Source organism: Salibacterium halotolerans (assembly GCF_900115625.1).
Lineage (GTDB): Bacteria > Bacillota > Bacilli > Bacillales > Marinococcaceae > Salibacterium > Salibacterium halotolerans.
The window spans coordinates 75,039-98,351 of record NZ_FOXD01000001.1 but is presented as its reverse complement, the minus strand read 5'-3'; the positions used below and the strand labels follow the sequence as shown (position 1 = coordinate 98,351).

The window sequence follows — 23,313 nt, the reverse complement described above, 5'->3', positions numbered from 1 at the left end:
ATCCGCAACTGGCTTGATGAACCAGACTGTGATAGTTTTTTCCGCAGCAACACCGGCGCCTCCTTTAAGTATCCTCAAGGGCTGATTGTCATAAATCAGCCCTGAGCATGGTTGTGGTTATTCACTTACCTCCCGGCCACTTTGACTTTTTATTTCTTCCTGACTGTCCGATAATACGTCCTGCACGGACTTATCTTCCAGCAGAAATGCCTCCAACTGACTTTCCATGATATCCCGGGCCGCCAGGTTGTCGCTTGTATAATTAATCGGCGGAATATCTTCTACGGTTTCTGCAAAATCACTGTAGAAGGTTTGATTATTAAAATACTCCTGCTGCTGATTAAAATAATCGCTCTCATAGGCAGAGGTTAAAGAAGGAAATAATCCTCTGTTTTCAATACCCTGAACCTGCAGTTCTTCCTGAGTCGTGGCAAATTCAGAGAATACGTAAGCTGCTGCTTTGTTTTCTGATGCTTCCGGAATGGCTAAGGCAGAACCACCATTGTTCGCAGCTCTCGCTCCCCCTTCTTCAAAGGCAGGAAGCGGGAACATTCCCCAATTTCCGGACAATTCCGGCATCTGTTCGATCATGGTTCCTCCCCACCATACGGCATCCGGCTGTGTAGCAACCGTCGAGTTCTTCATGGCTCCGATATGACCATCCCAATCATTGGTGTACGTGAGCAATCCTTCGTCTTTCATCTGCCCGATTGTTTCCAGTGCTCTTTGTGCTTCTTCTGAGTTCACATTAATATTTCCGTCCTGATCGAAGTAGTACGTGCCTTGCTGCTGCAGCATGACGCGGAGAAGAGTATCGTCATAACTTCCCAGCATGTATTCACCCGTGTGATCTACAATTTGTTTACCGGCTTCAATATAATCGCTCCAGGTTTCAATACTCGAAGGATCGACTTCGGCTTCCTCAAAAATGTCCGTTCGATAGATCACCCCTACCGGTCCTAAGTCTCTCGGCATAGCAATAATATTACCGTCGGCATCTTTTAAGCCTTCCAGTTTTGCTTCCGGGAACTTATCTGCATGTTCTTCAAAACCTAACGCACTAAGATTCGTAAAACCTTGCGGAAACTGCCCTGAAAATGAATTAATCCGGCTGTTTTCAATCTGGGTTACATCCGGCAGGCCGCTGCCGCCACCTGAGAACCCTGCATTAAGTTTTTGATATACCTGGTCCACACCTTGTTTCTCAATCGTCACATTTACATTGGGATATTTTTCTTCAAATGCCGGGAGAACGTCCTGCTCTAAAAAGTTAGCCTCCAGTTCCCACGCCCATACCGTAATGTCACCGGATACTTCCTCTGGATCTTCCGGTATGGAAACCTCTTCCCCGCTGCTTTCTGAATTATTTCCACAGGCCATAAGGAATATTGTCAGCACGAACACACTGCCAACTACTTTTAAACGTCCCAATAAAAGCCTCCCCTTTGAATTTAATTAAATTAATTAAATAATATGTGCAGTTTATGCCCTCCTGGAAAACAGAAAGCTGAACCGCTTTTTCTCATTGCTCCCTGAAATGTTGAAGCTCATATTCGATAACATAATTAGTGATGTCTGTAAGCTCCTTCTTGGTAACTTCTGAAATATGCTTACTTGGACGCTTCTCCATAAATTGTATTACTTTGTTCAACTGGTCATAACTTTTATTTGCCTGTTTTTCTGCCTGTTTTGTCATTCCACGATCCCGAAAACGTTCGGCCCGGTCCACATACTTTTCAGCCGTGTTTATTTTGGACAGGAGGGCTTTTCTAATGCCGGGAGAATTGATGGCAGCCTGGTCCACTTCTGCTCTTAAGTCATCAAAAGTATAGTTGTTTGGGATTCTGATTAATTCCCATACCTGATGGTCTCCAGCGTTAGGTTCCCATAATCCCAGTTCAGCGTTTTCTTCCGTCGATTCACCTGGGATTTCAAGAAGATCCCTTTCCTTGTCGTTAAGAAACGTATATTCTTTATCTCCTGATGTGGACAATAACCACTGTTGATCCCCTGCACCTTCTGCCTCTTTCTCCTGTACAATGCTTCCATTATCCAACCCGATCACTCTGCCGCTCTCTTTATTCATGATTGTATAATATTCTTTTGAGCTGTAGCCTTCTGTTACCTTTTCGATACTCCATTTTTGACTTGGCTGATCGTCCTGTTTTGTGCGCTGAACGAGTTCATTCCCTTCTTCGCTTAGATCCATCACTTTTCCGCTGTTTTTATTAACGATTTTATAGTCATCCCGTTCATTCAGGAAACGTTCGCCTGCATCCACTCCCGATACTCCATCTACTACATACGTCGTTATGGATTGTGCGGGAACCTTATCAGAAAAATGTTCATCGGAAATAGAAAAGCTTTCTTTTTCTTTCAGGTTTTCTGTTTCAGACGTTACATGTGGTGTTACCGAACCCTCCACCGATGAAAAGCTGGACAAATCAAATTCAACTTCTTTCTCATTCTTGGAATGGTTCGTGTGAACAAGCACCAGTTTTTCGTCTTCTTTACTTACAGCAGCCAATGTATCGCTGTTATTCGTGTTGATGAAATGATCGCCCGGGCGGATGAATTTACTGTAATGTCCCATAGCATAATATTTTTTGTTTTTGTAATAGTTCAATCCTTCGAAACTTTCCGGGTCAAAATCAACATGAATCAGCCCCCAATTCATATTTTCATTGTTTTCATTCATATTGACCTTATCTTCAATTGCCTGCCACATCACCCATGCTTTCGGTTCCAGTTCCTGAACATCGCCTTGAATACGTTCTGAAAAAGAAAGCGCAGGCCTGATATCGTCAAAGTCCTGTGGTATGCCGCTTGGACCAAGATCCACTTCAGACATCCAGAGTTCTTTTTCCTCGGCTTTCGCTATGTCTCTAATACTCGCTCTCTGCTCCGGCCAGTACGTGTGCACATTCAATTGCCCCAGGTTATCACGTGCAGCCGAACCATATTGATTCCAGTTATGCCTGAACCTTTCGGGATTGGTTTCATCCATTCCTGATACGACCGTATCCATATTCTTTGCATCCAGTTTTTCTTTTACCTCATTTATAATTTTAACCTGTGATGATGGTGACCAATTGGATCCTTCCTGCCGGCCCATAGCCCCCCAATATCCATTATTCGGTTCATTTACGGGGGAAAGCGTATCAAATTCAATACCCATATCTTTTTCGAGATGGTCCACGACAGTAGTTAGATAAGTTGCAAAATTCTCAAATTTATCAGGCTGAATATTATCCTCCCAAGGGTCCCAGTTCCCTGATACCAGACCGCTTCGGGTCATGAAATACGGCGGAGAGTTAGAAAAAGCTTCAAATGTATCCGCTCCTCTTTCCTTTGCGGCCTGCAGCCACCACCGTTGATTCGCATCAGCATCCCAGTTCCAGTGGTCCGGATTTTCAGGGTTCCACCAATTTTCCTCCTCTTCCCAGTCGTCCCCCGCATCTTCCGGCGGTGAAAATTCTTCCGGGCGATTCCAATAGCCTGGCACAGCTCCTCCGAGTCTCATATACGGTTCGGTTTCAGGGGCATCCCCGCCGCCGATATTGTACCTGCTGATATTAAATTGGAGTCCCTTTTCACCATAAAGTTCATCTGCCAGATCTTCTTTTATCTCATCCGGCCAGCCCCCCGTTACATTGGCAAACCAGGTTAAGGCAGTGCCCCAGCCTTCAAACGATTCATGCTGATAACCCGGGTCCACCTTGATTGTTTCCGGATCCGTCCCTTCCTCAGCAGAAGAGTGACCTGACATGTACGAAGAAGTAAACGGTGAGACAGCAATAAGTATCGTTAAACTTAACTTAAAACATTTCATTTTTTTCATTCCATCATGCCCCTTTCCTTTTTCAAATGCAGTTGGAAATGAACGCTTTTGTTCGGTTACCTTTCTCCAGCATGAAACGCCCCCTTCGTAACATTATATGGAACAAAGAATACAAGCATGGACTGCCGCAGCTGTGGTTGGATGACAAAGATAAATTGAAATCGCTTTCAAAGGTAGTTTAATTAACTTCCTCTAAAATGTCAATTATTAATTAAATTAATTAATTCTTGAAAGGGGCAAAATGAAAGGCTTTTTCTCTTATGATCTTGAGAGATATGTCCACTATCTTCTCGAAAGGAAAAACTAGTGTCCACGAAATGGCATTGCGGGGACACTAAACAGCTGAAATCATGGATTAGTGGTTACGGGCTGACGGCAATGGACACTATTTGCTCACGTCAGCGTCGTAGTGTCCATCAATTTCACTCCGGTGGATACTATAAGTTCAATCCAAATATTTAGTGTCCACGGACGACTCCTATTAAAAAAGCGCGGTGCCTTCAACAGAAGAAATTCCGCTGAAAACACCGCGTCGTGCCGGATTTTTCAAACTTCATGTAACAGTGACTTTGTTTTCTGAAAAGAAGGCTTCAACCGAAAATGCCGCGGAACCGAGAGCGCAGGATTCAATGCCGAACTGGGAGAATGAGACGTCCAGCCCCTCGTAAAAAGGGGGAAACAGCCGCTGTTCCAGCACGTGGTGTACAGGGTTCTCGAGCCAGCGCTGAATTTTGGACAGGCGGTTGCCTATGATAATCTGTTCCGGGTTGAACGTGTTCACGACATTAGTCAACCCTATACCTGCGTATTCCCCGATGCGGCTGAACAAAGAGAGAACCTCCCCATTCCCTGAATCCGCTTCCTGTATTAACTCGTCCAGATTCAACTCTTTTCCTTCCATCGAAGGCAGTTTCGCCGCCTGCTCAAGCAATGTACTTTCTGAACTGTATAATTCCCAGCACCCTTTGTTCCCGCAGCGGCATTTCTTTCCGTTCGCGTCGATCGTGACATGGCCCATTTCCCCCGACATTCCGCGGGCGCCTTTGTATAATTTATTATCAATAATAATGCCGGTGCCAATCCCGATGCCTAGACTGATGTAAACAAAGTCTGAACTTCTTCTGCCCGCTCCGTGAATATTTTCGCCATGGGCGCCGGCTTTTGCTTCGTTTTCAATAACCACCGGCAGCTTGAAATACTGCTCCAGGTCCTGCTTCACATTCACCTGTTCCCAGTTCAGGTTTGGCGCGAATAAGATAGATCCGTTATTGTCCGTAATACCCGGCACACCAACGCCTATGCCAACAACCCCGTAGGGACTGGATGGCTGCCTTTGCATCAGCGTATTGATAATATTCTTAAGCAAAGGCAGAACAACTCCGGGAGATGTTTCCTCCAGCGGTTCCTCCATTTTTTCCACTACCTGGCCCTGCAGGTCCGTCAGCACAGCCAGTATATAGTTTACCCCGAGATCGATACCGATGGCATAGCCGGCTGTCTGGTTAAAATAAAGCATAACCGGTTTCCGGCCGCCACTCGAGAGCCCGGTCCCGATTTCAAGTACAAAGTCTTCTTCCATCAATTCGCTCACCAACCCAGATACCGTCGCCTTGTTCAACCCCGATTCCTTGGAGATTTGGGCCCTCGATATCGGACTGGATGCCTGTATCGTCTGCAGAACGATGGATTTATTGATTTTTTTCACTAACTCCTGATCACCGGTTTTCATGTTAATCCTCCATACTTTGTTTGCCCAAAAAACATAATATCATATTTACCCACCGTATAACCATCATTAATCATATAGGAAAAATTAAAAAATAAATCATTTGAGAAATATGGCGTTAAATGTTGACAGCGTTTTCATATTAGATTTATACTTTGTTTATCGTTAAAACAAACTTACAAAACAGGAGGGGAAGGCAATGAAAATAAGACTTGGAGTGCTGTTTTTATTCATCATATGTTTTTTGGCTGCGTGCGGACAGGATGTCGCTCAAGAAGGGGAAGGCAGTTCCAGTGAAGAAGATGACTCTCTGACAATCGGTCTGTCTGTCGCGGATTTGACACTGGAAAGATGGCAGCATGACCGTGACATTTTCGTTAAAAAGGCAAAAGAACTTGGTGCAGATGAAGTCATCGTCCAGTCTGCTGATGGAGACGAGGCAGAACAAAACAGTCAAGTGGAAACGATGCTGACACAGGGTGTGGATGTCATGGTTATTATCCCCGACAACTCGGACAGTATAGGATCTGCCGCTTCCATGGCTGAGGAACAGGGAGTTCCTGTCATCGCATACGACCGGATGATCAATAACGCTGATATCGAAACTTATGTATCGTTTGATAACGAGCGGGTCGGCGAAATGCAGGCTGAATATCTGCTTGAAGAAGTTCCACAGGGGAATTATTTCTTAATGGGCGGCGCCCCCACTGACAGCAATGCCCAGGTTTTTAGAAACGGTCAGATGAATGTACTGCAGCCTGAAATAGATTCTGGAAACATCCAAGTGGTTGGAGATCAATGGGTGGATGACTGGTCTGCTGCGAATGCTCTAAGCATTATGGAAAACGCTCTCACTGCAAATGATAATAATATTGATGCCGTTGTCGCTTCCAACGATAGTACGGCCGGTGGTGCCATTCAGGCCTTAAAGGCGCAGGGACTCGCTGAGGAGACAGCTGTCTCCGGACAGGACGCTGATTTGGCTGCCGTCCAAAGAATTGTCGAGGGCACTCAGACGATGACGGTATATAAACCGATCACCAATATTGCCACCCGTGCTGCTGAAGTTGCCGTGAAAGTTGCTAACGGCGAAGAATATGAAACAGATACGCAGGTAAATAACGGAGAGTACGATATTCCGTCGATCCTCCTCGATCCGATCGCCGTCAATGAGGACAACATGGTGGAAACTGTAATCGCAGATGGTTTCCATAGTTTTGAAGAAGTGTATACAAACGTTCCTGAAGAAGAAAGGCCGGAAAGACCACAATAACATTCTCATTCTGGAGGTGGATTCAAATGTCGATACTTCACATGAACAATATCTCAAAGTCTTTTCCCGGGGTGAAGGCGCTGGATAATGTAAATTTTAAAGTAGATGAGGGAGAAATTCATGCGCTCTGCGGCGAAAACGGAGCCGGTAAGTCCACTCTTATGAAGATATTAAGCGGAGTCCACCCTTCTGATTCCCATGAAGGTGATGTCTATATCCATGATCAAAAGCAGCACTTCGAATCCATCAGAGATTCGGAGGCTGCCGGCATCACGATTATTTATCAGGAACTGGCGCTGGTTGAAGAATTATCTGTCGCCGAAAATATATTTCTTGGAAACGAACCTGTTCATAATGGGATGATGGACTGGAATCGCATGCACGACCGTACCAAACGTCTACTCGACTATATCGGGCTTACCATTCCTTCCAACGAAAAAGTGAAAAATCTGGGGGTTGGCAGGCAGCAGTTAATTGAAATCGCGAAAGCATTGGAAAAACAGAGCAGCCTTATTATATTGGACGAACCGACTGCAGCTTTGGCCGAAGGAGAAGTAGATATTTTAATGTCTATTCTGGAGGATTTGAAATCCAAAGGCATAACCTGTATCTATATCTCCCATAAACTGAAAGAAGTACTTCATATCGCGGACAGCATCACTATTCTCCGCGACGGAAAAACAATAGAAACCATTGCCCGCTCTGAAGCTGACGAAAACCGGATTATCGCTTCGATGGTAGGGAGAGAGCTCACGGAGCTGTTTCCCTATCAAAATAACAGCACAGATCATACCATACTTTCCGTCATGGAATATTCCTTCCTCCGTAAAAAAGACACCGACCCCATGGTGTATAATATCAGTTTTGAATTAAAAAAGGGGGAAGTGCTCGGCATAGGCGGGTTGATGGGCTCCGGGAGAACAGAACTTGCCATGAGTCTTTTCGGCAGTTATGAAGGAGAAGCGTCCGGTTCTGTTTATCTAAATAATGAGCCGGTAACACTGCGCTCTCCCAAAGAAGCTGTCGGGCATGGCATCGGCTATGTATCTGAAGACAGAAAACGATACGGGCTCGTAACAGGCATGGATGTGTCCAAAAATACAACACTCTCTTCTCTGTCCCATATATCCTGGTATGGCATCCTGAACAAAGAACAGGAGGTTTTCAACACCCGTCAGGTCACCCGGAAAATGGGAGTGAAAACTCCGTCTCTGCAGACGATAGTGAACAAACTCAGCGGCGGAAATCAGCAGAAAGTAGTATTAAGCAAGTGGCTTTTAACATCCCCGGACATACTCATTCTTGATGAACCAACGCGGGGAATTGATGTGGGAGCGAAACAGGAAATCTATCATTTGATAAATGAGCTGACATCCGAAGGAGTTGCTATTATCATGATTACGTCCGAGCTTTCAGAGCTCATCGGCATGTCCGACCGTATCATGGTAATGGCTGAACATACGACAGCCGGAGAAGTTAATAGAGAAGACGCAGATCAGGAAACAATCATGAAGCTGGCTACAGGGGGATCGGTCCATGCTGAATAAGTTATCGTTCAAAATGAATATAAGAGCATATGCACTCATTATCGCTTTTCTTCTCATTGTGACAATCTTCACCATACTGACAAACGGAGACTTTCTGACGTCAAGAAACATTACGAACCTGATGAGACAAATGACGGTAATAGGAGTACTCGCAGTCGGAATGACATCGGTGATTATTTCAGGAAATATCGATCTTTCTGTCGGTTCTCTGCTTGGCCTGACAGGAGGAATAGCGGCTATTCTTCAAGTATGGCTTGGCTGGAATACAGTATGGGTTATTATTGCCACCATTGCCGCCGGTGTCCTGCTTGGTCTTTGGCAGGGCTGGTGGATTGCTTACAGAGGAATACCCGCATTCATTGTCACGTTGGCAGGAATGATGATTTTCCGGGGAATCCTGCTTGGAATAAGCGGGGGACAAACCATTGCTTCTCTTGATCCCGGTTTTATGGCCATAGGACAGAGCTACCTCCCCTATTCCATCGGTTACATCCTGACAGCCTTGTTTATTCTAAGTCTCTTCACTTTAAAAATTCGGAGCCGTCAGAAGAGTCATAAGCTGGAACTGGTAACGGAAAGTGTTTTTGTTGACTATGGAAAATTGGCTGTTTATTCTGGTTTATGCTTAATACTTGTTTATTATATAAGCCGTTATCAAGGTATTCCTATGCCTATGCTGATTCTCACCCTTTTGGCCTTGTTGTTCATCTTTATTCTTAATAATACAGCATACGGACGGCATCTATATTCCATCGGAGGCAATCATGAAGCTGCGTTGTTGTCGGGTATCAATATTAAACGAAACACCTTAATGGTTTTCGTTCTGATGGGGGCATTGTCTGCCGTAGCTGGAATTATTTTAACAAGCAGGTTGAATGCAGCGACGATCAGTGCCGGCGAAATGTATGAACTGGATGCGATTGCAGCGGTTGTTATCGGCGGTACCAGTCTTATGGGAGGAACGGGAACCATCATCGGCTCTATTCTGGGTGCCTTGATTATGACAAGCATTGATAACGGAATGAGCATGCTGAACGTTGAAACATTCTGGCAGAATATTGTGAAAGGTATGATACTGATTCTGGCCGTCTGGCTGGACATATCTTCAAAAAAATAGCTTGAAAGATCAGCTCAGGTTGAGTGAAGATAGTGTTACCGTTCATCCCCCGCTATCTGATCAAAAATCAGGATTAGTGACCGGTAGAGAAAGTCTATCGGACACTAACGAATGAGAAGGTAGAAATAGTGGTTCATAGAACATCTCTATGAGCCACTATCCAACTGCTTCGTGTGTGCTTGTGTCCATTAGGACCGTTCTACCGGATACTATGTAAACAATGTTAGACTGATAGACAGCCGGTCACCCCCTGCTGATACAGAAAAGACCCGGGAGTCCAGCGCTCCCGGGTCTTTCCCTGTCATCTTTACGTTCGAAATTCTTGCAGCCTGCTGTTCAGTGCCTTCGTCTGTTCGTACACTTCCTTGTATAAGCCGTATAGTGCTCTGTACGTTTCGCGCCTTTCCTCGTCCGGATAAAACACTCGGTCCACCTGAAGGAAAACCTCGGAGCATTCCTGCAGACTTGAAAACGCTCCGCTTCCGTAAGCCGCAAGCATGGCTGCACCTACACCCGGCCCCTGCTCGCTTTTCAGTTTGATCACATCGGCTTCAAATATATCCGCCTGCATCTGCAGCCACGCTTCATTTTTCGCGCCTCCACCGATGGAGACAATGGATGAGATCTCCCGGCCGTGATTCCGGATGATGTCCACCGATTCTTTCAACGAGAACGTAATGCCTTCCATCACAGACCGGACGAGATCCTTTCTGCCATGCGAACTGTCCATGCCGATAAAACTGGCACGTATATCAGCATCGGCATGGGGCGTGCGCTCCCCGTCCAGATAAGGCGTAAAAAGCAGACCGCCGGCGCCTGACGGGATGTCCTCCACTCCTTCTACCAAATCGCCGATAGATTCTCCGGGGGCAAAAACGTCCTGAAACCAGCGGAGACTGTTGCCGGCGGATAATGTGACCCCCATGGCATAATACGCATCCGGGGCCGCGTGATTAAAGTAATGCACGCTGCCTCCGAAATCTTTTGATCCGTCTTCTTCGTACGACAGCACCACTCCTGACGTGCCGACGCTGCATAACGTTCTGCCTTCCTGTAAAATGCCTGAGCCGACCGCACCGCATGCGTTATCGGCGCCGCCTGCGATGACCTCTGTTTCCCGGGACAGTCCGGTACGCTGTGATATTTCCTCTGTCACCGGGCCGACAGGGGCAGTGGACTCAAGCAGCGGCGGGCAGAACGAGGGATCGATTGCAAAAGCTTCGCACATGTCCCGGCTCCAGGTGCGCTCTACAATATCAAGCAGCAAAGTTCCCGCAGCATCGGAATAGTCCATATGAATACGCCCGGTTAGTTTGTAACGTACATAATCTTTCGGAAGCAAAAACGTTGCGGCCTGCTCCCATGTATCAGGTTCGTGCTCTTTCACCCACAACATTTTGGAAAGGGTGACGCCTTCCACCGCAGGGTTTTTTGTAATGTCCAGAAGACGTTCTTTCCCCAGAACGTCTTCTATCTCCCGGCACTGTGCTGTCGTTCTCGTATCATTCCAGAGAATGGCGTTGCGGAGCACGTTGTTTTGTTTATCGAGTAAAACAAGGCTGTGCATCTGACCGGAAAAGCTGAGACCTTTAATATGTTCTGCATCATACGGAAACCGCTCCACCAGTTCCTTCAGCGCGCGTGTTGTCTGCTCGGCCCATTCTTCCGGATTCTGTTCGCTGAAACCGTTCTGTGGCTGCATGAGGGAAAGGGGTTTGGATACCTCGTCTGACACCTCTCCCTGTTCACTTACCAGCATTGCTTTGACGGCACTTGTTCCAAGATCTACTCCAATGAAATAGTCCATAGCTTATGCTCCTTTACCGGGAAAATTCCGTGAGCAGATATTGATTGAGGATCGATCTGATTTTTTCCAGACGTCCGGACTGATGCTCAATCGAACCTGCATCCAGGATATGTTCCTCCAATTTGTGAATATCGGTGCGGTCATTTACAATATCCGCTCCGATTCCTTCGCCGTAACTGCTGTACCGCTTGGAGATAATATCTTCGAGCACACCGTCATCCAGCAGGCGGGAGGCGACTTTCAACCCGGCAGCATACGTATCCATACCGGAAATGTGGGCGTGGAAGAGATCTTCAGGTTTAAAGGAACCTCTGCGTACTTTCGCGTCAAAGTTCAGACCTCCTTTACCGAGCCCGCCGTTTTTCAGAATTTCATACATGGCCAGGACCGAAGAATAAAGGTCCGATGGAAACTCGTCAGTGTCCCATCCCAGAAGCAGATCTCCCTGGTTGGCATCCACAGATCCTAGAATGTTATGAATCCGGGCGTAATGCAGCTCATGCTCAAACGTATGACCGGCCAGTGTAGCGTGATTGGCTTCAATGTTGAATTTGAAATGATCAGTCAGCCCGTAGTTCTGCAGAAACGCATAACCCGTCGCTACATCAAAGTCATACAGGTGCTTCATCGGTTCTTTCGGTTTCGGTTCGATCAGAAACTGACCTTCGTATCCTATTTCCTCCGCGTAATCCACCACCATATGAAAGAACCGCGCCAGATTATCCAGCTCCTGCTTCATATCTGTGTTCAAGAGCGTTTCGTAACCTTCCCGTCCGCCCCAGAACACGTAATTTTCTCCGCCGAGTTCTTTGCCGATTTCAAGTCCCTTCTTCACTTTGGCAGCAGCATACGCGAACACATCCGCATTATTGGACGTCGCTGCGCCGTGGATAAAGCGGGGATGGGTGAAATTGTTCGCGGTGTTCCAAAGCAGCCTGGTGTTACTGTCTTTCATGTACTCTTTGATCATACCGACAATCGTATCGAGATTCCTGTTTGTTTCTCTTAATGTATTTCCTTCCGGCGCGATATCTACATCATGGAAACAGAAATACGGCACGCCGAGTTTCTCGAAAAATTCGAATGCCGCCTCTACCCGCGCTTTGGCCAGGTCCATCCCGGTGTATCCGTCCCATGGCCGCTCCATCGTGCCGGCGCCGAACGGATCCGACCCGCTCTCTACAAACGTATGCCAATACGCTACCGAAAACCGGAGATGCTCCTCCATCGTCTTTCCCTGTACTTTTTCCTCTGGATTGTAGTATTTAAACGCGAACGGGTTCGTGGACTGTGGTCCTTCATACGCAATCCGGCTGATGTCTTTGAAATATTCCATAAAACAAATCCTCCTTCACTATTAAAAACCGTTTACAATATATTTTAAATGTCTGAATCTTACTTTGTCTAACAAATAAACAAAGATTTATTGATTTAATATCTAACTTTACTATCTTACGTACGATAATCGAAGTATCGAAAATCAGCTGCCAGTTTGGCACCGCTTAAATCCTGGCTGCATATGCCTGTAAATGTTCCTGTAAATCGAACGTCGTCCGCTGTGTCATCGGATAAATGAGAAATATCCATAGAATCACCGGCTGTCTGCCAGGCCCCCCTGTCCACAGAATAATAAAGCTGCAGCCATTCCTGTTCCAGTACGCCTTTCAAACACACCTCTCCTTCGTCCGGAATAGAAATTCGCATCGTGGGTTCTTCATATACACCATAAATGGTCCGCAGCACTCCCACGCAACGCCCCTTTTCTTCATCGTGACCGACAAAAAGATAAACATGATCCGTTGTATCGTAGTAAAAGATGAGTCCGGCCATCTGCTGAAAGGTAACCGGATGAAAATCAAGACATGTTTCCACTTCTGTTTCCAGACAATTTAACCTTCTGGCCATAAGACTCTGTCGATGCAGAGAGTTTAAAGATTCCCCGCCTTTCAACCGCAAATATCCCGCGCGTTCGGTCCATGATATCCATTCTTCTGTAAACGGTCGTCTTAAAGACTTCCAATACTTCTTAAGGTATTCTCCTGTAAAATCATCTTTATTTCCTTCTGTCCGCGGATAGAACACTGGAAAGTCCGGTACTTCAATGGATGTCTGCGGCCGGCTTCCTCCCTCCACCCTGATCCAGTCATCTTCTGTCCAGTAACACTTCTGCAGCGCCGTCTCTCTTCCCAGAATGCAGCGCTCCTTTTTTACAGGACGACCACAAAGATGAGCGAGATACCAGGTTCCATCCTGTGTCTGCACCAGACTGCCGTGTCCTGCTTTTTGAAGGTACGCATCGGTATCTTTCGATGTCAAAACAGGATTGGCTGGATCCACTTCGTAAGGGCCGAACAAAGAACGGGAACGTGCTATCGTGACAGCATGCTCATATTCAGTGCCGCCCTCAGCTGTGACAAGGTAATAATACCCGTTTTGTTTATAAAGGTGGGGAGCCTCCGTTACACCTATCGAGGTACCTCTGAAAATTGTTTTAACAGGACCAATCAGCTTCTGTTCTACCTGTGAATACTCCTGTATGACAATACCTGCAAAGGAGTGATTGCCCGCGCGGTAATCCCATAACATATTAAGCAGCCATTTTGTGCCATCCTCTTCATGATACAAAGAAGGATCGAACCCGCTGCTGTTCAAATATACCGGGTCGGACCACGGGCCTTCGATATCAGCTGTTGTAACCAGGTAATTGTGGGAATCTTTATAGGCTCCGTGCCTGCTTTTCATATCGGTGTAAATCAAATAAAACAATCCATCGGAATAGCTTAGACATGGCGCCCACACTCCTCCTGAGTCACAGTTTCCAATCATGTCCAACTGGGACGACCTGTTCAATGGAGAAGGAAGCATCTCCCAATGCCGCAGATCTCTGGAGTGGTACAATTCCACCCCCGGAAACCACTCAAAGGTGGAGGTCGCCATGTAATAGTCATCTCCCACTCTCATAATGGAAGGATCCGGGTGGAAACCTGTTAAAATTGGATTCTCAATCGCTCTCATATGCATCCGCCTTTCTTATTATCCTTTTACTGATCCGGCCGCGAGACCTTTTATAATCTTTTCCTGGGCCACAAAATAAACAAGCAGCAATGGAATACTTGCCATAGACAGTGCCGCCATCAGTCCGGGAATATTAACGGAGAATTCCCCATAAAATTCTCTCAGTCCTATCGGCAGCGTAGCTGCTTCATCTGAGTTTGTCAGTACAAGCGCAAAGATAAACTCATTCCAGATATGAATAAAGTTATAAATAGCTACGGTTGATGTTGCCGGCACGAGCAGAGGAAATAATATTCTCCAAAACAATTGAAAATGTCCGCACCCATCAATTTTGGCCGACTCTTCCAATTCCTTAGGCAGATCAGACATGAACTGCGTATAAATGACAACGGAAATTGGGAGAGCAAACGCAATGTATGGACCAATCAATCCCCATAACGTGTCGTACAGACCAAGATTCTGAGTTAAAAGAAAGATTGGAATCAAAGTGGTATGAATAGGAATCATCATACCGACCATGAACAACAGAAGCAGCGGGCGATTTAACTTAAACTTCATTCTGGACAGCGGATAACTTGCCATGGCTGAAAAAATAATCACGAGCACCACTGAAATAACAGAAACAAACAAGCTGTTCCCGAAATATTGAAAGAAGTTTGTTTCAAACAGCGCCGTGTAATTATCCAGAGAAAAATTCTGCGGCAGCGCCCAGGGAGCCGAACTGAATTCCCCCTGATCCTTAAACGACGTATTCAGCATGATGAAAAACGGAAGTCCCGTAAACAACAGAATCAAAATCGCGATAACGTAGAGCGGAATATGTTTCGCCTTTTTCATCATATCAGTAATCCGCCTTTCGTTTATTATCCAGAGTTATAATAATCACTGTGACAATAAAGGCTATAATAAACATCATGGAAGATATTGTACTTCCATATCCCATATTGAAATTAGTGAAGGTCTGATCATACATATAGGTGGCCATAAGGTCGGTCGCGTTATTTGGCCCCCCGCCTGTCATAATGTAAATTAAGTCAAAATATTTAAGCGCCCCGATAATAGACAATATAGCGGAAGTGACAATAATAGGTTTTAAAAGCGGCAGTGTAATACTAGAAAACCGCTTCCAGCCGGTAGCTCCATCAATATCAGCGGCTTCATACAGCTCCTCAGGGATTCCCACGATGGCAGCCCGAAAGAGAATCATATAAAAAGGAGCAAACTGCCAGCATATCGTTACAATAACAGCCCATATCGCTGTGTTCTCATTTCCCAGCCAGCCCCTCTGCAGTGATTCCAGCCCTATGGATCCGAGCACCTGGTTGACCAAACCAAAGTTGGCATCATAAATATAAACGAAAAGAATCCCGATCGCCACCGTCGACATAAGAAACGGCATAAAATAGACCGTTCGGAACAATCTCATTCCCTTCACCGGGCTGAAAAGAAGCAGTGCCATAATCAGTCCGAGAGGAATTTGAGTGAACAAAGACGCGGCAATTAAAAGAGTGTTATTTTTCAAAGACTGCCAGAACGTCATATCTCTGAATAACTCTACATAATTCTGAAGGCCGATAAACTCCAGATCGGCATCTATACCTGTCCAATCAAATGTACTGTAGTAAAACGTCATACCTATCGCATAAACCACATACAGCCCGTAGACGATAAGAGCCGGAGCCATGAAACCTATAATGACCCAGGTCTTTTTCCTTTTTTGTTTTCTTCTGAAAGCTGCTGCACCGGCAGACGACTGCTGTGACTGTGCATGTTCAGACAAAAGAAGCTCCCCCTTATGTTAAGGCTGCATCAGGATGCAGCGGCATTGCCTGATGCAGCCTTATGGTTATTCCAATACTTCCTGTGCTGCCTGCTCGACTTCCTGTGCTGCTTCTTCCGGGGTGATGGATTTCCCAAAAAGTCCCTGGGTTGTATCTAAATGCACCTGCGCCACCTCAGGCGGCAGGGTCTGATCATAAAACGTCTGAAGATAGTTCGCTTCATTCAGCGTGCTGTTCAGTCTTTCAATATAACCATCTTCATATTCCACACCCTGAACCGCTGAAATATTTCCACTTCGATCAGCCAGTCCCTGCGCGGTCTCCTGACTGCTCAATTCTTTCAACAGCTCCAGAGCCAAATCAGGGTGTTCAGTCTTTGAAGAAATAGAAAAGGCAGGACTAACTCCTCCAATAGCGTGATTTTGACTTCCTTGTCCCCCTTCTACTTCTGGAAAAAGAAAATAGTCTAATTTTTCTTCGAATTCAGGCATTTCTTTCCTTACATTATTCAGCATAGCTCCGCTGTTCATAATTTCCATAGCCGCATCACCGGAATACATCAGTTGTCTTGATTGGCCGTTATCATAATTCATCCCGTTTACTCCATCCGGGAAAGCTCCCATATCGACCAGTTCCTGGATCTTCTGTCCTGCTTCGATATAGGCTTCATCATCAAACGTTCGGCCGGTGCGGTTATACGCTTCATTAAATAAATCCGGTCCGCCTATTCTTTCTGCCAGATACATCATGTAAAAGGCTCCGGGCCACTGCGGCTGATTGGCCAGCGCAAATGGAATGATATCGTTAGCTCTCAACGTTTCTACAATTCCGAGAAGATCATCATACGTCTCCGGAACTTCAAGGTCGTATTCTTCAAAGATAGCAGTGTTGTACCAAACCGGCGTCAGCTCCATGCCGACCGGTACTCCATAAATTTCTTCATTAAAAGTGACCGTATCCAGTCCGGTCTGCAAATAATTATCAGGGTTTATATCCTCTGTGATATTCATGACCTGATCCGAATCTACAAAGTTTTTCAGCCATCCTCCTCCCCAGGAGTGAAAAATATCGGGTGGAGAGTCCCCGCCCATCGAAGTGATAATCTGTTCCTTATACGGATCATTCTGATATTGATTCAGCTCGACGGTGACACCTTCATGTTCTTCTTCAAACCGTTGAGCGGCTTCCTGCAGTACCTTTTCTGCCTCCCCTGTCTCAATATGCCAAAGCGACAACTCTTTGTTTTCAGAACTCCCCCCGGAATCTGAACCTCCCTCCGGAGTCTCCGCATTCTCGGAAGAGGGCTGGCATCCTGCAGCCAGAACTGCCAAAGAACAAATAAGAACAACAGCATACTTTTTCAACCGGCATAACCTCCCTTTCTTTTTTGTTACCGCTTTCAAATACCTTCAAAAAACCCTCGCTTCTCTTCCCCCCTTCTAAAGTATAAAAACCACTAAGTTTGTTCATTGGATAAACTTAGTTAGGTTACATTTATACTAACTTATGATTCAATGAATGACAAGCAGGTTTTTGAAATCCTCTCGTTTTTATGGCAGCATCTTTATCTTTTAAAAAATTTACTTCCTATTTACACTGCCTTAATATTAATCCTTCACAATCGTACGTGCAGTGAACTTTCATGTATTTGGAAAATTAATAGGAAACAGTAACTAATACATAGCTTAGGAGGAGAAAGGCTTTATGCTTAAAAGGCGCTGGAACAACCTGAACATCGGTAAAAAGTTCGGAACAGCATTAACAGTTACCATTGTACTATTTCTTATTTCTACCATTATTGTCTCCATTCAGCTGACACAGGTTCAACGTAATATGAACGCTGTTGAAATGCAGGCTGAGCGCTCGATCGATATCACACAGATGGCTTCCTTGTTCCGGTCCAAGGATGCGCGGATCGCAGACTATATGATTGCTGAAGACGAGCAGCTTCTCGAGGAATATGAAAATCAGCGTGCTCAGTTCCAGGAGCTTTTGAACTCGATTCAGCCGCAGATGGACACAGAAGAGCAGCTGAATCTTCTTCATCAGATCCAGAATAATGACGCCGAAGCCGATCGTGTGTTTACCGAGCGTATTGTCCCCGCCATTCAGGAGGGGGACACACAGGGGCTTTACACGTTCCGCGAACAGACCATTGATTACCGGAATGAAACGAGTGAGCTGCTCGGACAGCTCCGGCAGCTCGTGGATGAAGAAAGACAGGCCTCGATTCAGGCAGCAGACCAGCAGGCATTAACGGCGTTCTGGACATTAATCATATCCATTGTTGTATCAACGCTGCTCGGTGGTTTAATCGTACTTTTCGTCAGTCGTTTTGTGAATCGGAATCTCAAAAAAGTTGTCTCGCTCAGTAACAAGGTCGCAGAAGGCAATCTCGACACTGGCACACTCTCCTACAATAGTAAAGATGAAATCGGGCAGATCGCCAATGCGTTTGACACGATGGTGGCAAGACTGCGCAGTACCGTTCACCAAATTCAGGATATTTCAGAACAGGTGAGCATCCGGAGCGCAGAGCTGACCCACTCTTCGCGCGAAGTAAGTTCCGGCGCACAGCAGATTTCTTCAACCATGGAGGAACTGTCGTCAGGGGCGGAAGAACAGGCAGGCACCTCCAGTGAGATATCGACCATCATGTCCGAGCTGGATGAACAAATCCGCGAATCCAATGAAGAAAGCCGCGAACTGGAGGAGTCCTCTCAGGTTGTGAGTCAAAAATCCAGAGACGGGCGCACCCAGATGGCCGAATCCGTAAACCAGATGCACAACATCACGTCTCTCGTGCAGGATACGTCTGAAAAAGTAAAAGGACTTGAAAGCCGTTCCCGGGAGATTTCCAAACTGATTGAAGTCATCGAAGACATTGCCGAGCAAACCAACCTGCTGGCGCTCAATGCAGCGATTGAAGCCGCCAGAGCGGGAGAAACCGGGAAAGGGTTTGCCGTGGTGGCCGAAGAAGTCCGCAAACTGGCGGAACAGGTATCAAACTCTGTTTCTCACATCACCGGCATTATCCACGGCGTACAAACCGATACAAATGCCGTCGTACAGTCTCTCGATGAAGGACAGCAGACCGTTGCAGATGGAAGCCGGCAGATTGAAGTGAGCCGGGATTACTTTGATGCGATCAATGAATCCATTGACTCCATGCAGCACCGCATCCAGACGGTGGCTTCCAATTTAACCAGCATCGCCGCCCACAGCGCCAAAGTCAGTGCTTCCGGCGAAGAGATTGCTTCCACTTCCGAGGAGACATCCGCCGGTATTGAGCAGGTATCAGGCACAGCCGAGCAGCAGAACTCAGCGATGCAGGAAGTTGCCGGAAACGCTGAATCCCTGTCCCATATGGCGGAGGAACTGAACGGCTTAACGAAAAAATTCCGGCTCTAACTCACTGATCACCACTGACGCAGCATAATCCGCTCCCGTTTATCCCGGCAGATAAGCGGGAGCTTTTTTTCGAAAACATTGTTTGTTTTATAAAAAATATTTTTTTCAAAACGTATCACTGCTTTTCACTGAAGCTCACTGACGTTCACTGAGCATTCTCATGTGCTGTGACAGCCGGTCATCGACGTTGGAGGAAAAAATCGGGTGTGGTACGATGTTTCCCAGTTGATTAGAAAAAAAGCACTTCCCGCGGCGGGAGCTCTGGAGGAGGAAATTCACAATGTTAATTGATACCGATGTTCACGAACGCGTCATGTACGAAGAACTGCTTCCTTACCTGGAACAGCCATGGAAACGATATATCGAAGACTGCCACTGGATCCAGGAAAAGCATATGCCTTACACCCAGCCGGCCGTAGCCGGTGTCGACCGCGCCGACGCCCGTATTCCGGACGGCCGCCCGGCGGGGACGGATCTTTCCTTTATGCAGCAGCAGCTGCTCGATGCCAACAACCACGAAAAAGCGATACTGACCGGCGCTCTCGACCCTTCCCCGTCTTCCATGCATGGCTGGTACGAAATGGCGACGGCTCTGGCCACAGCATATAATAACTGGCAGATTGACAAGTGGCTGGACCAGGACGAACGCCTTTACGGGTCCATTCATATCGCAGCCCAGGAACCATGGAACGCGGTGAAAGAAATTGAACGCGTCGGCTCCCATCCGAAAATGGTGCAGGTTTTGCTCCCGATCGATGATAAACTGTGGGGCGATCCGTACTATCATCCGATTTTTGAAGCAGCCCAGCGGCACAACCTCGCGATCGGCATGCACCACAATGAACCGCCTGTCTATTACGGGCAGTGGCCGAAATACTTTATCGAGTGGCACACCCTGATCCCGACGTCCCACATGAACGTCGTGACCAACATGATCTTCAACGGTGTTTTCGATAAATTCCCGGATCTGAAGCTGATCATGATCGAAGGCGGCTTTACGTATGTTCCTTTTCTCATGAATAAAATGGATCAGCAGTATACCGATCTCCGTCACGAGGTGCCGTGGGTGAAGCGGATGCCAAGTGATATTGTGCGGGAAAATATGCTGTTTACCACGCAGCCGCTGGAGAGCATGAAGAAGAAAGAACTCATGCAGATTATCGACCAGCTCGGGTCGGATGAGATTATTTCGTTTTCTACCGATTATCCGCACTGGGATTACGATTCCCCGGACGCAGCGCTTCCGCCGAACCTGGATGATGATCTCAAAGAAAAACTCTACACCGAAAACGCACGTAATTTTTACCCTAAATTTTAGTCTACTTGGAGGTGTCGTTCATGGAACAAAAGGTCTGCCATAAAGAAGACCTGCAGCCCGGGGAAATGATGGAAAGCACCCTCGGCAAACATTCCATCGTCGTCTGCCGGGCTTCCGACGGACATTATTACGCTTTTCTCAACCGCTGCATACACCAGGGCGCTCCGCTCTCCAAAGGAAAATTGTGCGGCGCCCCCGCCCCTACCGACAACGTCGGGGAATACAATTTCGAAAAAGACGGCGACATTCTGCGCTGTCCCTGGCACGGCCGCGAATTCGATGTGAAAAATGAAGGCCGTATGCTCGTGAATGAAAAATATAAAGTTAAAAATTTTAGTGTATCAGTCGAAAATAATGACGTGATTGTTTACAATTGAGTGTGGGTGATGTTATATGATCAATGAAGAAGAGCTTTACGATATAGCGATCATCGGCGCCGGCCCGACCGGCCTGTTTGCCGCATTTTACGCAGGTATGCGCGGAATGAGTGTCAAGTTGATCGACAGTCTGCCGCAGGTGGGCGGACAATTGTCCACTCTCTACCCGGAAAAATATATATACGATGTAGCCGGATTTCCGGGGGTGAAAGCGCAGAAACTCGTGGATGACCTGGCTGAACAGGCTTATGCCTTTGATCCGACCGTGGTTCTCGAAGAAACCGTACAGGAAATTGATAAAGATGCCGACGGCCGCTTCGAACTTTCCACAAATGAGAAAACACATTATGCCAAAACGGTCGTTGTTACAGGCGGCATCGGTGCATTCGAACCGCGCCGTCTGAAGATGGAGGAAGCGCGGGAATTCGAAGGGAAAAACCTGCATTACTTCATCGATGACCTGCAGGCCTTCTCCGGACATAATGTCCTCATCTCCGGCGGCGGCGATTCCGCCCTGGACTGGGCCTTAATGCTGGAGCCGATCGCCAAAAACGTGACGGTCGTCCACCGGCGCGAGAAATTCCGCGCCCATGAACACAGCGTGGAACAGCTTTTCCAGTCCGGCATGAGTGTGAAAACACCGACGGAAATCTCGAAGTTCGAAAGCCAGGACGGCAAAATCAAAAAAGCCGTGCTGAAAAACATTCAAAATGAAGAAGAGGAAGACCTCGATGTCGATTCTGTCATCGTCAACCACGGCTTCATATCGTCCATCGGACCGATCAAAGAATGGGGCCTCGATCTTCAGAAGAACTCCATCGTTGTCAACTCCCGGATGGAAACGAACATCGAGGGACTGTACGCGGCCGGTGACATCTGCACGTACGATGGCAAGGTGAAACTGATCGCCACCGGATTCGGGGAGGCGCCGATTGCGGTGAACAACGCCAAGCACCTCATCGACCCGAAAGCCAAAGTACAGCCACAGCACAGCACAAGCCTGTTTTCGTAAAACCTTACAATGGAGACCCGCGCGCCGGATTTCGGCAGCGGGTCTCTTTTTTTGGTTCGGCGTCCGGAGCCGGCCTGCGGTTGTTCCAGGCCGCAGCAGCAAGGCGGCATGGCAGGCATGGTAGCGTGGCTCCGTGGACACTAAATCGCACGACTGCTTCCGTAATGTCCACGGAAGGATGTTCGGCGGACACTGCGCCTCCCGCACCGCCGGTTAGTGTCCATTGATTTTCATCAACGGACACTACTTCCTGATTTCAACGGGATAGTGTTCACGGAACACTGCTCCATGGACACTATACCCTGATGTTTCAATGATAGTGTCCACGGCGCCAGGAACGGAAGCTTAGACATACGCTGTAAGCTCCCCCTGCCACTCACTACAATCTATTTTGTAAAAAAGAAGCTGTACCTTTTTGATACAGCTCCTTTCATTACTTACCTGAACATTGTCCCAGATTCTTTTTCATCAAACGTTTGTTTACTTCCTATTTTTCCTTCAACTGCTTCACAAATTCGCGCATGATGGCGGGGAGGTCGGGCCAGGCGTGTCCGGAGACGAGGTTGCCGTCGACGTAATCCATTTCGTTCATGTACTCCGCTCCGGTACTTTCCACTTCCGGCTTGCAGGCGGAATACGCGGTCAGTTTCCGCCCTTTCACTTTTTCTGCGATCGGGGTGAGGACAAGGCTGCCGTGGCACATGATGGCAATCGGCTTGTTTTCATCGAAAAAATGAACGACGATATCAAGCAGATCTTGGTGCATGCGGATGTGTTCCGGCGCCCGTCCACCTGGAATAATCAGCCCGTCGTAGTCAGCCGCCTGAACATCAGCAAATGTCTTGTTTGCATCGATCCCGTACCCGCGTTTTTCAGTATAGGTCTCCCAATCTTCAAAATCGTGAATCACTGTGTTCAGTTTCTTCTGATGGGGCGCTGCAATGTCCGTGTCAAAGCCTTCTTCCAGGCAGCGGAAATACGGATAATATACTTCCAGCGCCTCTACTGCATCTCCGGTCACAATAAGAATTTTTTTCGATGAAGCCATAAGATCCCTCCTTTTTCCATCATTATATCATGAAAGGAAA

Annotated in this window: 18 protein-coding genes; 8 read left to right on the top strand and 10 right to left on the bottom strand. The window is 47.0% G+C overall.

The genetic code is table 11. From position 1 onward, the window contains the following. Positions 1-117 precede the first annotated feature (117 nt). From BM124_RS00390 to BM124_RS00380, 3 genes are all read right to left on the bottom strand, one after another. Positions 118-1,431, bottom strand: coding sequence for an ABC transporter substrate-binding protein (locus BM124_RS00390; protein ID WP_093334669.1), 1,314 nt, complete (start codon positions 1,429-1,431; stop codon positions 118-120). Between the two features lie 91 nt (positions 1,432-1,522). Beyond that, entirely contained in the window at positions 1,523-3,841 is a 2,319-nt protein-coding gene (locus tag BM124_RS00385; protein WP_093334668.1) for a glycoside hydrolase, read from the bottom strand. Between the two features lie 553 nt (positions 3,842-4,394). Beyond that, positions 4,395-5,570 (bottom strand): ROK family transcriptional regulator, encoded by a 1,176-nt coding sequence (locus tag BM124_RS00380; RefSeq protein ID WP_093334667.1) that lies wholly within the window; start codon positions 5,568-5,570, stop codon positions 4,395-4,397. Between the two features lie 196 nt (positions 5,571-5,766). Between BM124_RS00380 and xylF the strand changes: the two genes are divergently transcribed. From xylF to BM124_RS00365, 3 genes are read left to right on the top strand one after another with little or no spacing between them, the layout of a single operon-like run. Beyond that, positions 5,767-6,840, top strand: a complete 1,074-nt coding sequence (xylF, locus tag BM124_RS00375; protein WP_093334666.1) for a D-xylose ABC transporter substrate-binding protein — start codon at positions 5,767-5,769, stop codon at positions 6,838-6,840. A gap of 26 nt (positions 6,841-6,866) precedes the next feature. Continuing rightward, on the top strand, positions 6,867-8,387 hold the full coding sequence (locus BM124_RS00370) for a sugar ABC transporter ATP-binding protein (RefSeq protein ID WP_170840888.1): 1,521 nt from the start codon (positions 6,867-6,869) through the stop codon (positions 8,385-8,387). Further along, positions 8,377-9,504, top strand: a complete 1,128-nt coding sequence (locus BM124_RS00365) for a sugar ABC transporter permease (RefSeq protein WP_093334664.1) — start codon at positions 8,377-8,379, stop codon at positions 9,502-9,504. Before BM124_RS00370 ends, BM124_RS00365 begins: the two co-directional genes overlap by 11 nt. Positions 9,505-9,811: 307 nt before the next feature. On the opposite strand, the gene xylB is transcribed toward BM124_RS00365, so the two are convergent. The 6 genes from xylB to BM124_RS00335 all read right to left on the bottom strand — a co-directional run bounded on the left by xylB (position 9,812) and on the right by BM124_RS00335 (position 17,471). Continuing rightward, a complete protein-coding gene (xylB, locus tag BM124_RS00360) occupies positions 9,812-11,311 on the bottom strand; it encodes a xylulokinase (RefSeq protein WP_093334663.1) in 1,500 nt (499 codons plus the stop codon). 13 nt (positions 11,312-11,324) lie between these two features. Then, positions 11,325-12,647 carry a xylose isomerase gene (gene xylA / locus BM124_RS00355; protein ID WP_093334662.1) on the bottom strand — a complete coding sequence of 441 codons (1,323 nt, stop codon included), beginning with the start codon at positions 12,645-12,647 and terminating at the stop codon, positions 11,325-11,327. A 116-nt stretch (positions 12,648-12,763) separates the two neighbouring features. Then, positions 12,764-14,326: a glycoside hydrolase family 43 protein gene (locus BM124_RS00350; RefSeq protein WP_093334661.1), complete on the bottom strand. Its 1,563-nt coding sequence runs from the start codon at positions 14,324-14,326 to the stop codon at positions 12,764-12,766. Between the two features lie 18 nt (positions 14,327-14,344). Next, the gene (locus BM124_RS00345) at positions 14,345-15,166 is read right to left on the bottom strand and encodes a carbohydrate ABC transporter permease (RefSeq protein ID WP_093334660.1); all 822 of its coding nucleotides are present in this window, start codon (positions 15,164-15,166) and stop codon (positions 14,345-14,347) included. Position 15,167: 1 nt separating this feature from the next. Then, on the bottom strand, positions 15,168-16,106 hold the full coding sequence (locus BM124_RS00340) for a carbohydrate ABC transporter permease (protein ID WP_244504179.1): 939 nt from the start codon (positions 16,104-16,106) through the stop codon (positions 15,168-15,170). A 66-nt stretch (positions 16,107-16,172) separates the two neighbouring features. Further along, positions 16,173-17,471, bottom strand: coding sequence for an extracellular solute-binding protein (locus BM124_RS00335; RefSeq protein ID WP_244504178.1), 1,299 nt, complete (start codon positions 17,469-17,471; stop codon positions 16,173-16,175). Between the two features lie 340 nt (positions 17,472-17,811). On the opposite strand from BM124_RS00335, the gene BM124_RS00330 reads away from it, so the two are divergent. The 5 genes from BM124_RS00330 to BM124_RS19440 all read left to right on the top strand — a co-directional run bounded on the left by BM124_RS00330 (position 17,812) and on the right by BM124_RS19440 (position 22,369). Next, a complete protein-coding gene (locus tag BM124_RS00330) occupies positions 17,812-19,518 on the top strand; it encodes a methyl-accepting chemotaxis protein (RefSeq protein WP_093334658.1) in 1,707 nt (568 codons plus the stop codon). Between the two features lie 280 nt (positions 19,519-19,798). Beyond that, positions 19,799-20,836 carry an amidohydrolase family protein gene (locus BM124_RS00325; RefSeq protein ID WP_093334657.1) on the top strand — a complete coding sequence of 346 codons (1,038 nt, stop codon included), beginning with the start codon at positions 19,799-19,801 and terminating at the stop codon, positions 20,834-20,836. Between the two features lie 20 nt (positions 20,837-20,856). Next, positions 20,857-21,213 carry a Rieske (2Fe-2S) protein gene (locus BM124_RS00320; RefSeq protein WP_090927718.1) on the top strand — a complete coding sequence of 119 codons (357 nt, stop codon included), beginning with the start codon at positions 20,857-20,859 and terminating at the stop codon, positions 21,211-21,213. A 16-nt stretch (positions 21,214-21,229) separates the two neighbouring features. Continuing rightward, positions 21,230-22,225 carry an NAD(P)/FAD-dependent oxidoreductase gene (locus BM124_RS00315; RefSeq protein WP_093334656.1) on the top strand — a complete coding sequence of 332 codons (996 nt, stop codon included), beginning with the start codon at positions 21,230-21,232 and terminating at the stop codon, positions 22,223-22,225. A 9-nt stretch (positions 22,226-22,234) separates the two neighbouring features. Continuing rightward, positions 22,235-22,369 carry a hypothetical protein gene (locus BM124_RS19440; RefSeq protein WP_280139701.1) on the top strand — a complete coding sequence of 45 codons (135 nt, stop codon included), beginning with the start codon at positions 22,235-22,237 and terminating at the stop codon, positions 22,367-22,369. Positions 22,370-22,712: 343 nt separating this feature from the next. Here the strand turns inward: BM124_RS19440 and BM124_RS00310 are convergent, their stop codons facing one another. Beyond that, entirely contained in the window at positions 22,713-23,273 is a 561-nt protein-coding gene (locus BM124_RS00310; RefSeq protein WP_093334655.1) for a DJ-1/PfpI family protein, read from the bottom strand. Positions 23,274-23,313 lie beyond the last annotated feature (40 nt).

Coding starts and splice junctions, on each gene's coding strand:
- BM124_RS00385 (WP_093334668.1), bottom strand. CDS start 3,841: ATGAAAAAAATGAAATGTTTTAAGTTAAGTTTAACGATACTTATTGCT.
- BM124_RS00380 (WP_093334667.1), bottom strand. CDS start 5,570: ATGAAAACCGGTGATCAGGAGTTAGTGAAAAAAATCAATAAATCCATC.
- xylF (WP_093334666.1), top strand. CDS start 5,767: ATGAAAATAAGACTTGGAGTGCTGTTTTTATTCATCATATGTTTTTTG.
- BM124_RS00370 (WP_170840888.1), top strand. CDS start 6,867: ATGTCGATACTTCACATGAACAATATCTCAAAGTCTTTTCCCGGGGTG.
- BM124_RS00365 (WP_093334664.1), top strand. CDS start 8,377: ATGCTGAATAAGTTATCGTTCAAAATGAATATAAGAGCATATGCACTC.
- xylB (WP_093334663.1), bottom strand. CDS start 11,311: ATGGACTATTTCATTGGAGTAGATCTTGGAACAAGTGCCGTCAAAGCA.
- xylA (WP_093334662.1), bottom strand. CDS start 12,647: ATGGAATATTTCAAAGACATCAGCCGGATTGCGTATGAAGGACCACAG.
- BM124_RS00350 (WP_093334661.1), bottom strand. CDS start 14,326: ATGAGAGCGATTGAGAATCCAATTTTAACAGGTTTCCACCCGGATCCT.
- BM124_RS00345 (WP_093334660.1), bottom strand. CDS start 15,166: ATGATGAAAAAGGCGAAACATATTCCGCTCTACGTTATCGCGATTTTG.
- BM124_RS00330 (WP_093334658.1), top strand. CDS start 17,812: ATGCTTAAAAGGCGCTGGAACAACCTGAACATCGGTAAAAAGTTCGGA.
- BM124_RS00325 (WP_093334657.1), top strand. CDS start 19,799: ATGTTAATTGATACCGATGTTCACGAACGCGTCATGTACGAAGAACTG.
- BM124_RS00320 (WP_090927718.1), top strand. CDS start 20,857: ATGGAACAAAAGGTCTGCCATAAAGAAGACCTGCAGCCCGGGGAAATG.
- BM124_RS00315 (WP_093334656.1), top strand. CDS start 21,230: ATGATCAATGAAGAAGAGCTTTACGATATAGCGATCATCGGCGCCGGC.
- BM124_RS19440 (WP_280139701.1), top strand. CDS start 22,235: ATGGAGACCCGCGCGCCGGATTTCGGCAGCGGGTCTCTTTTTTTGGTT.
- BM124_RS00310 (WP_093334655.1), bottom strand. CDS start 23,273: ATGGCTTCATCGAAAAAAATTCTTATTGTGACCGGAGATGCAGTAGAG.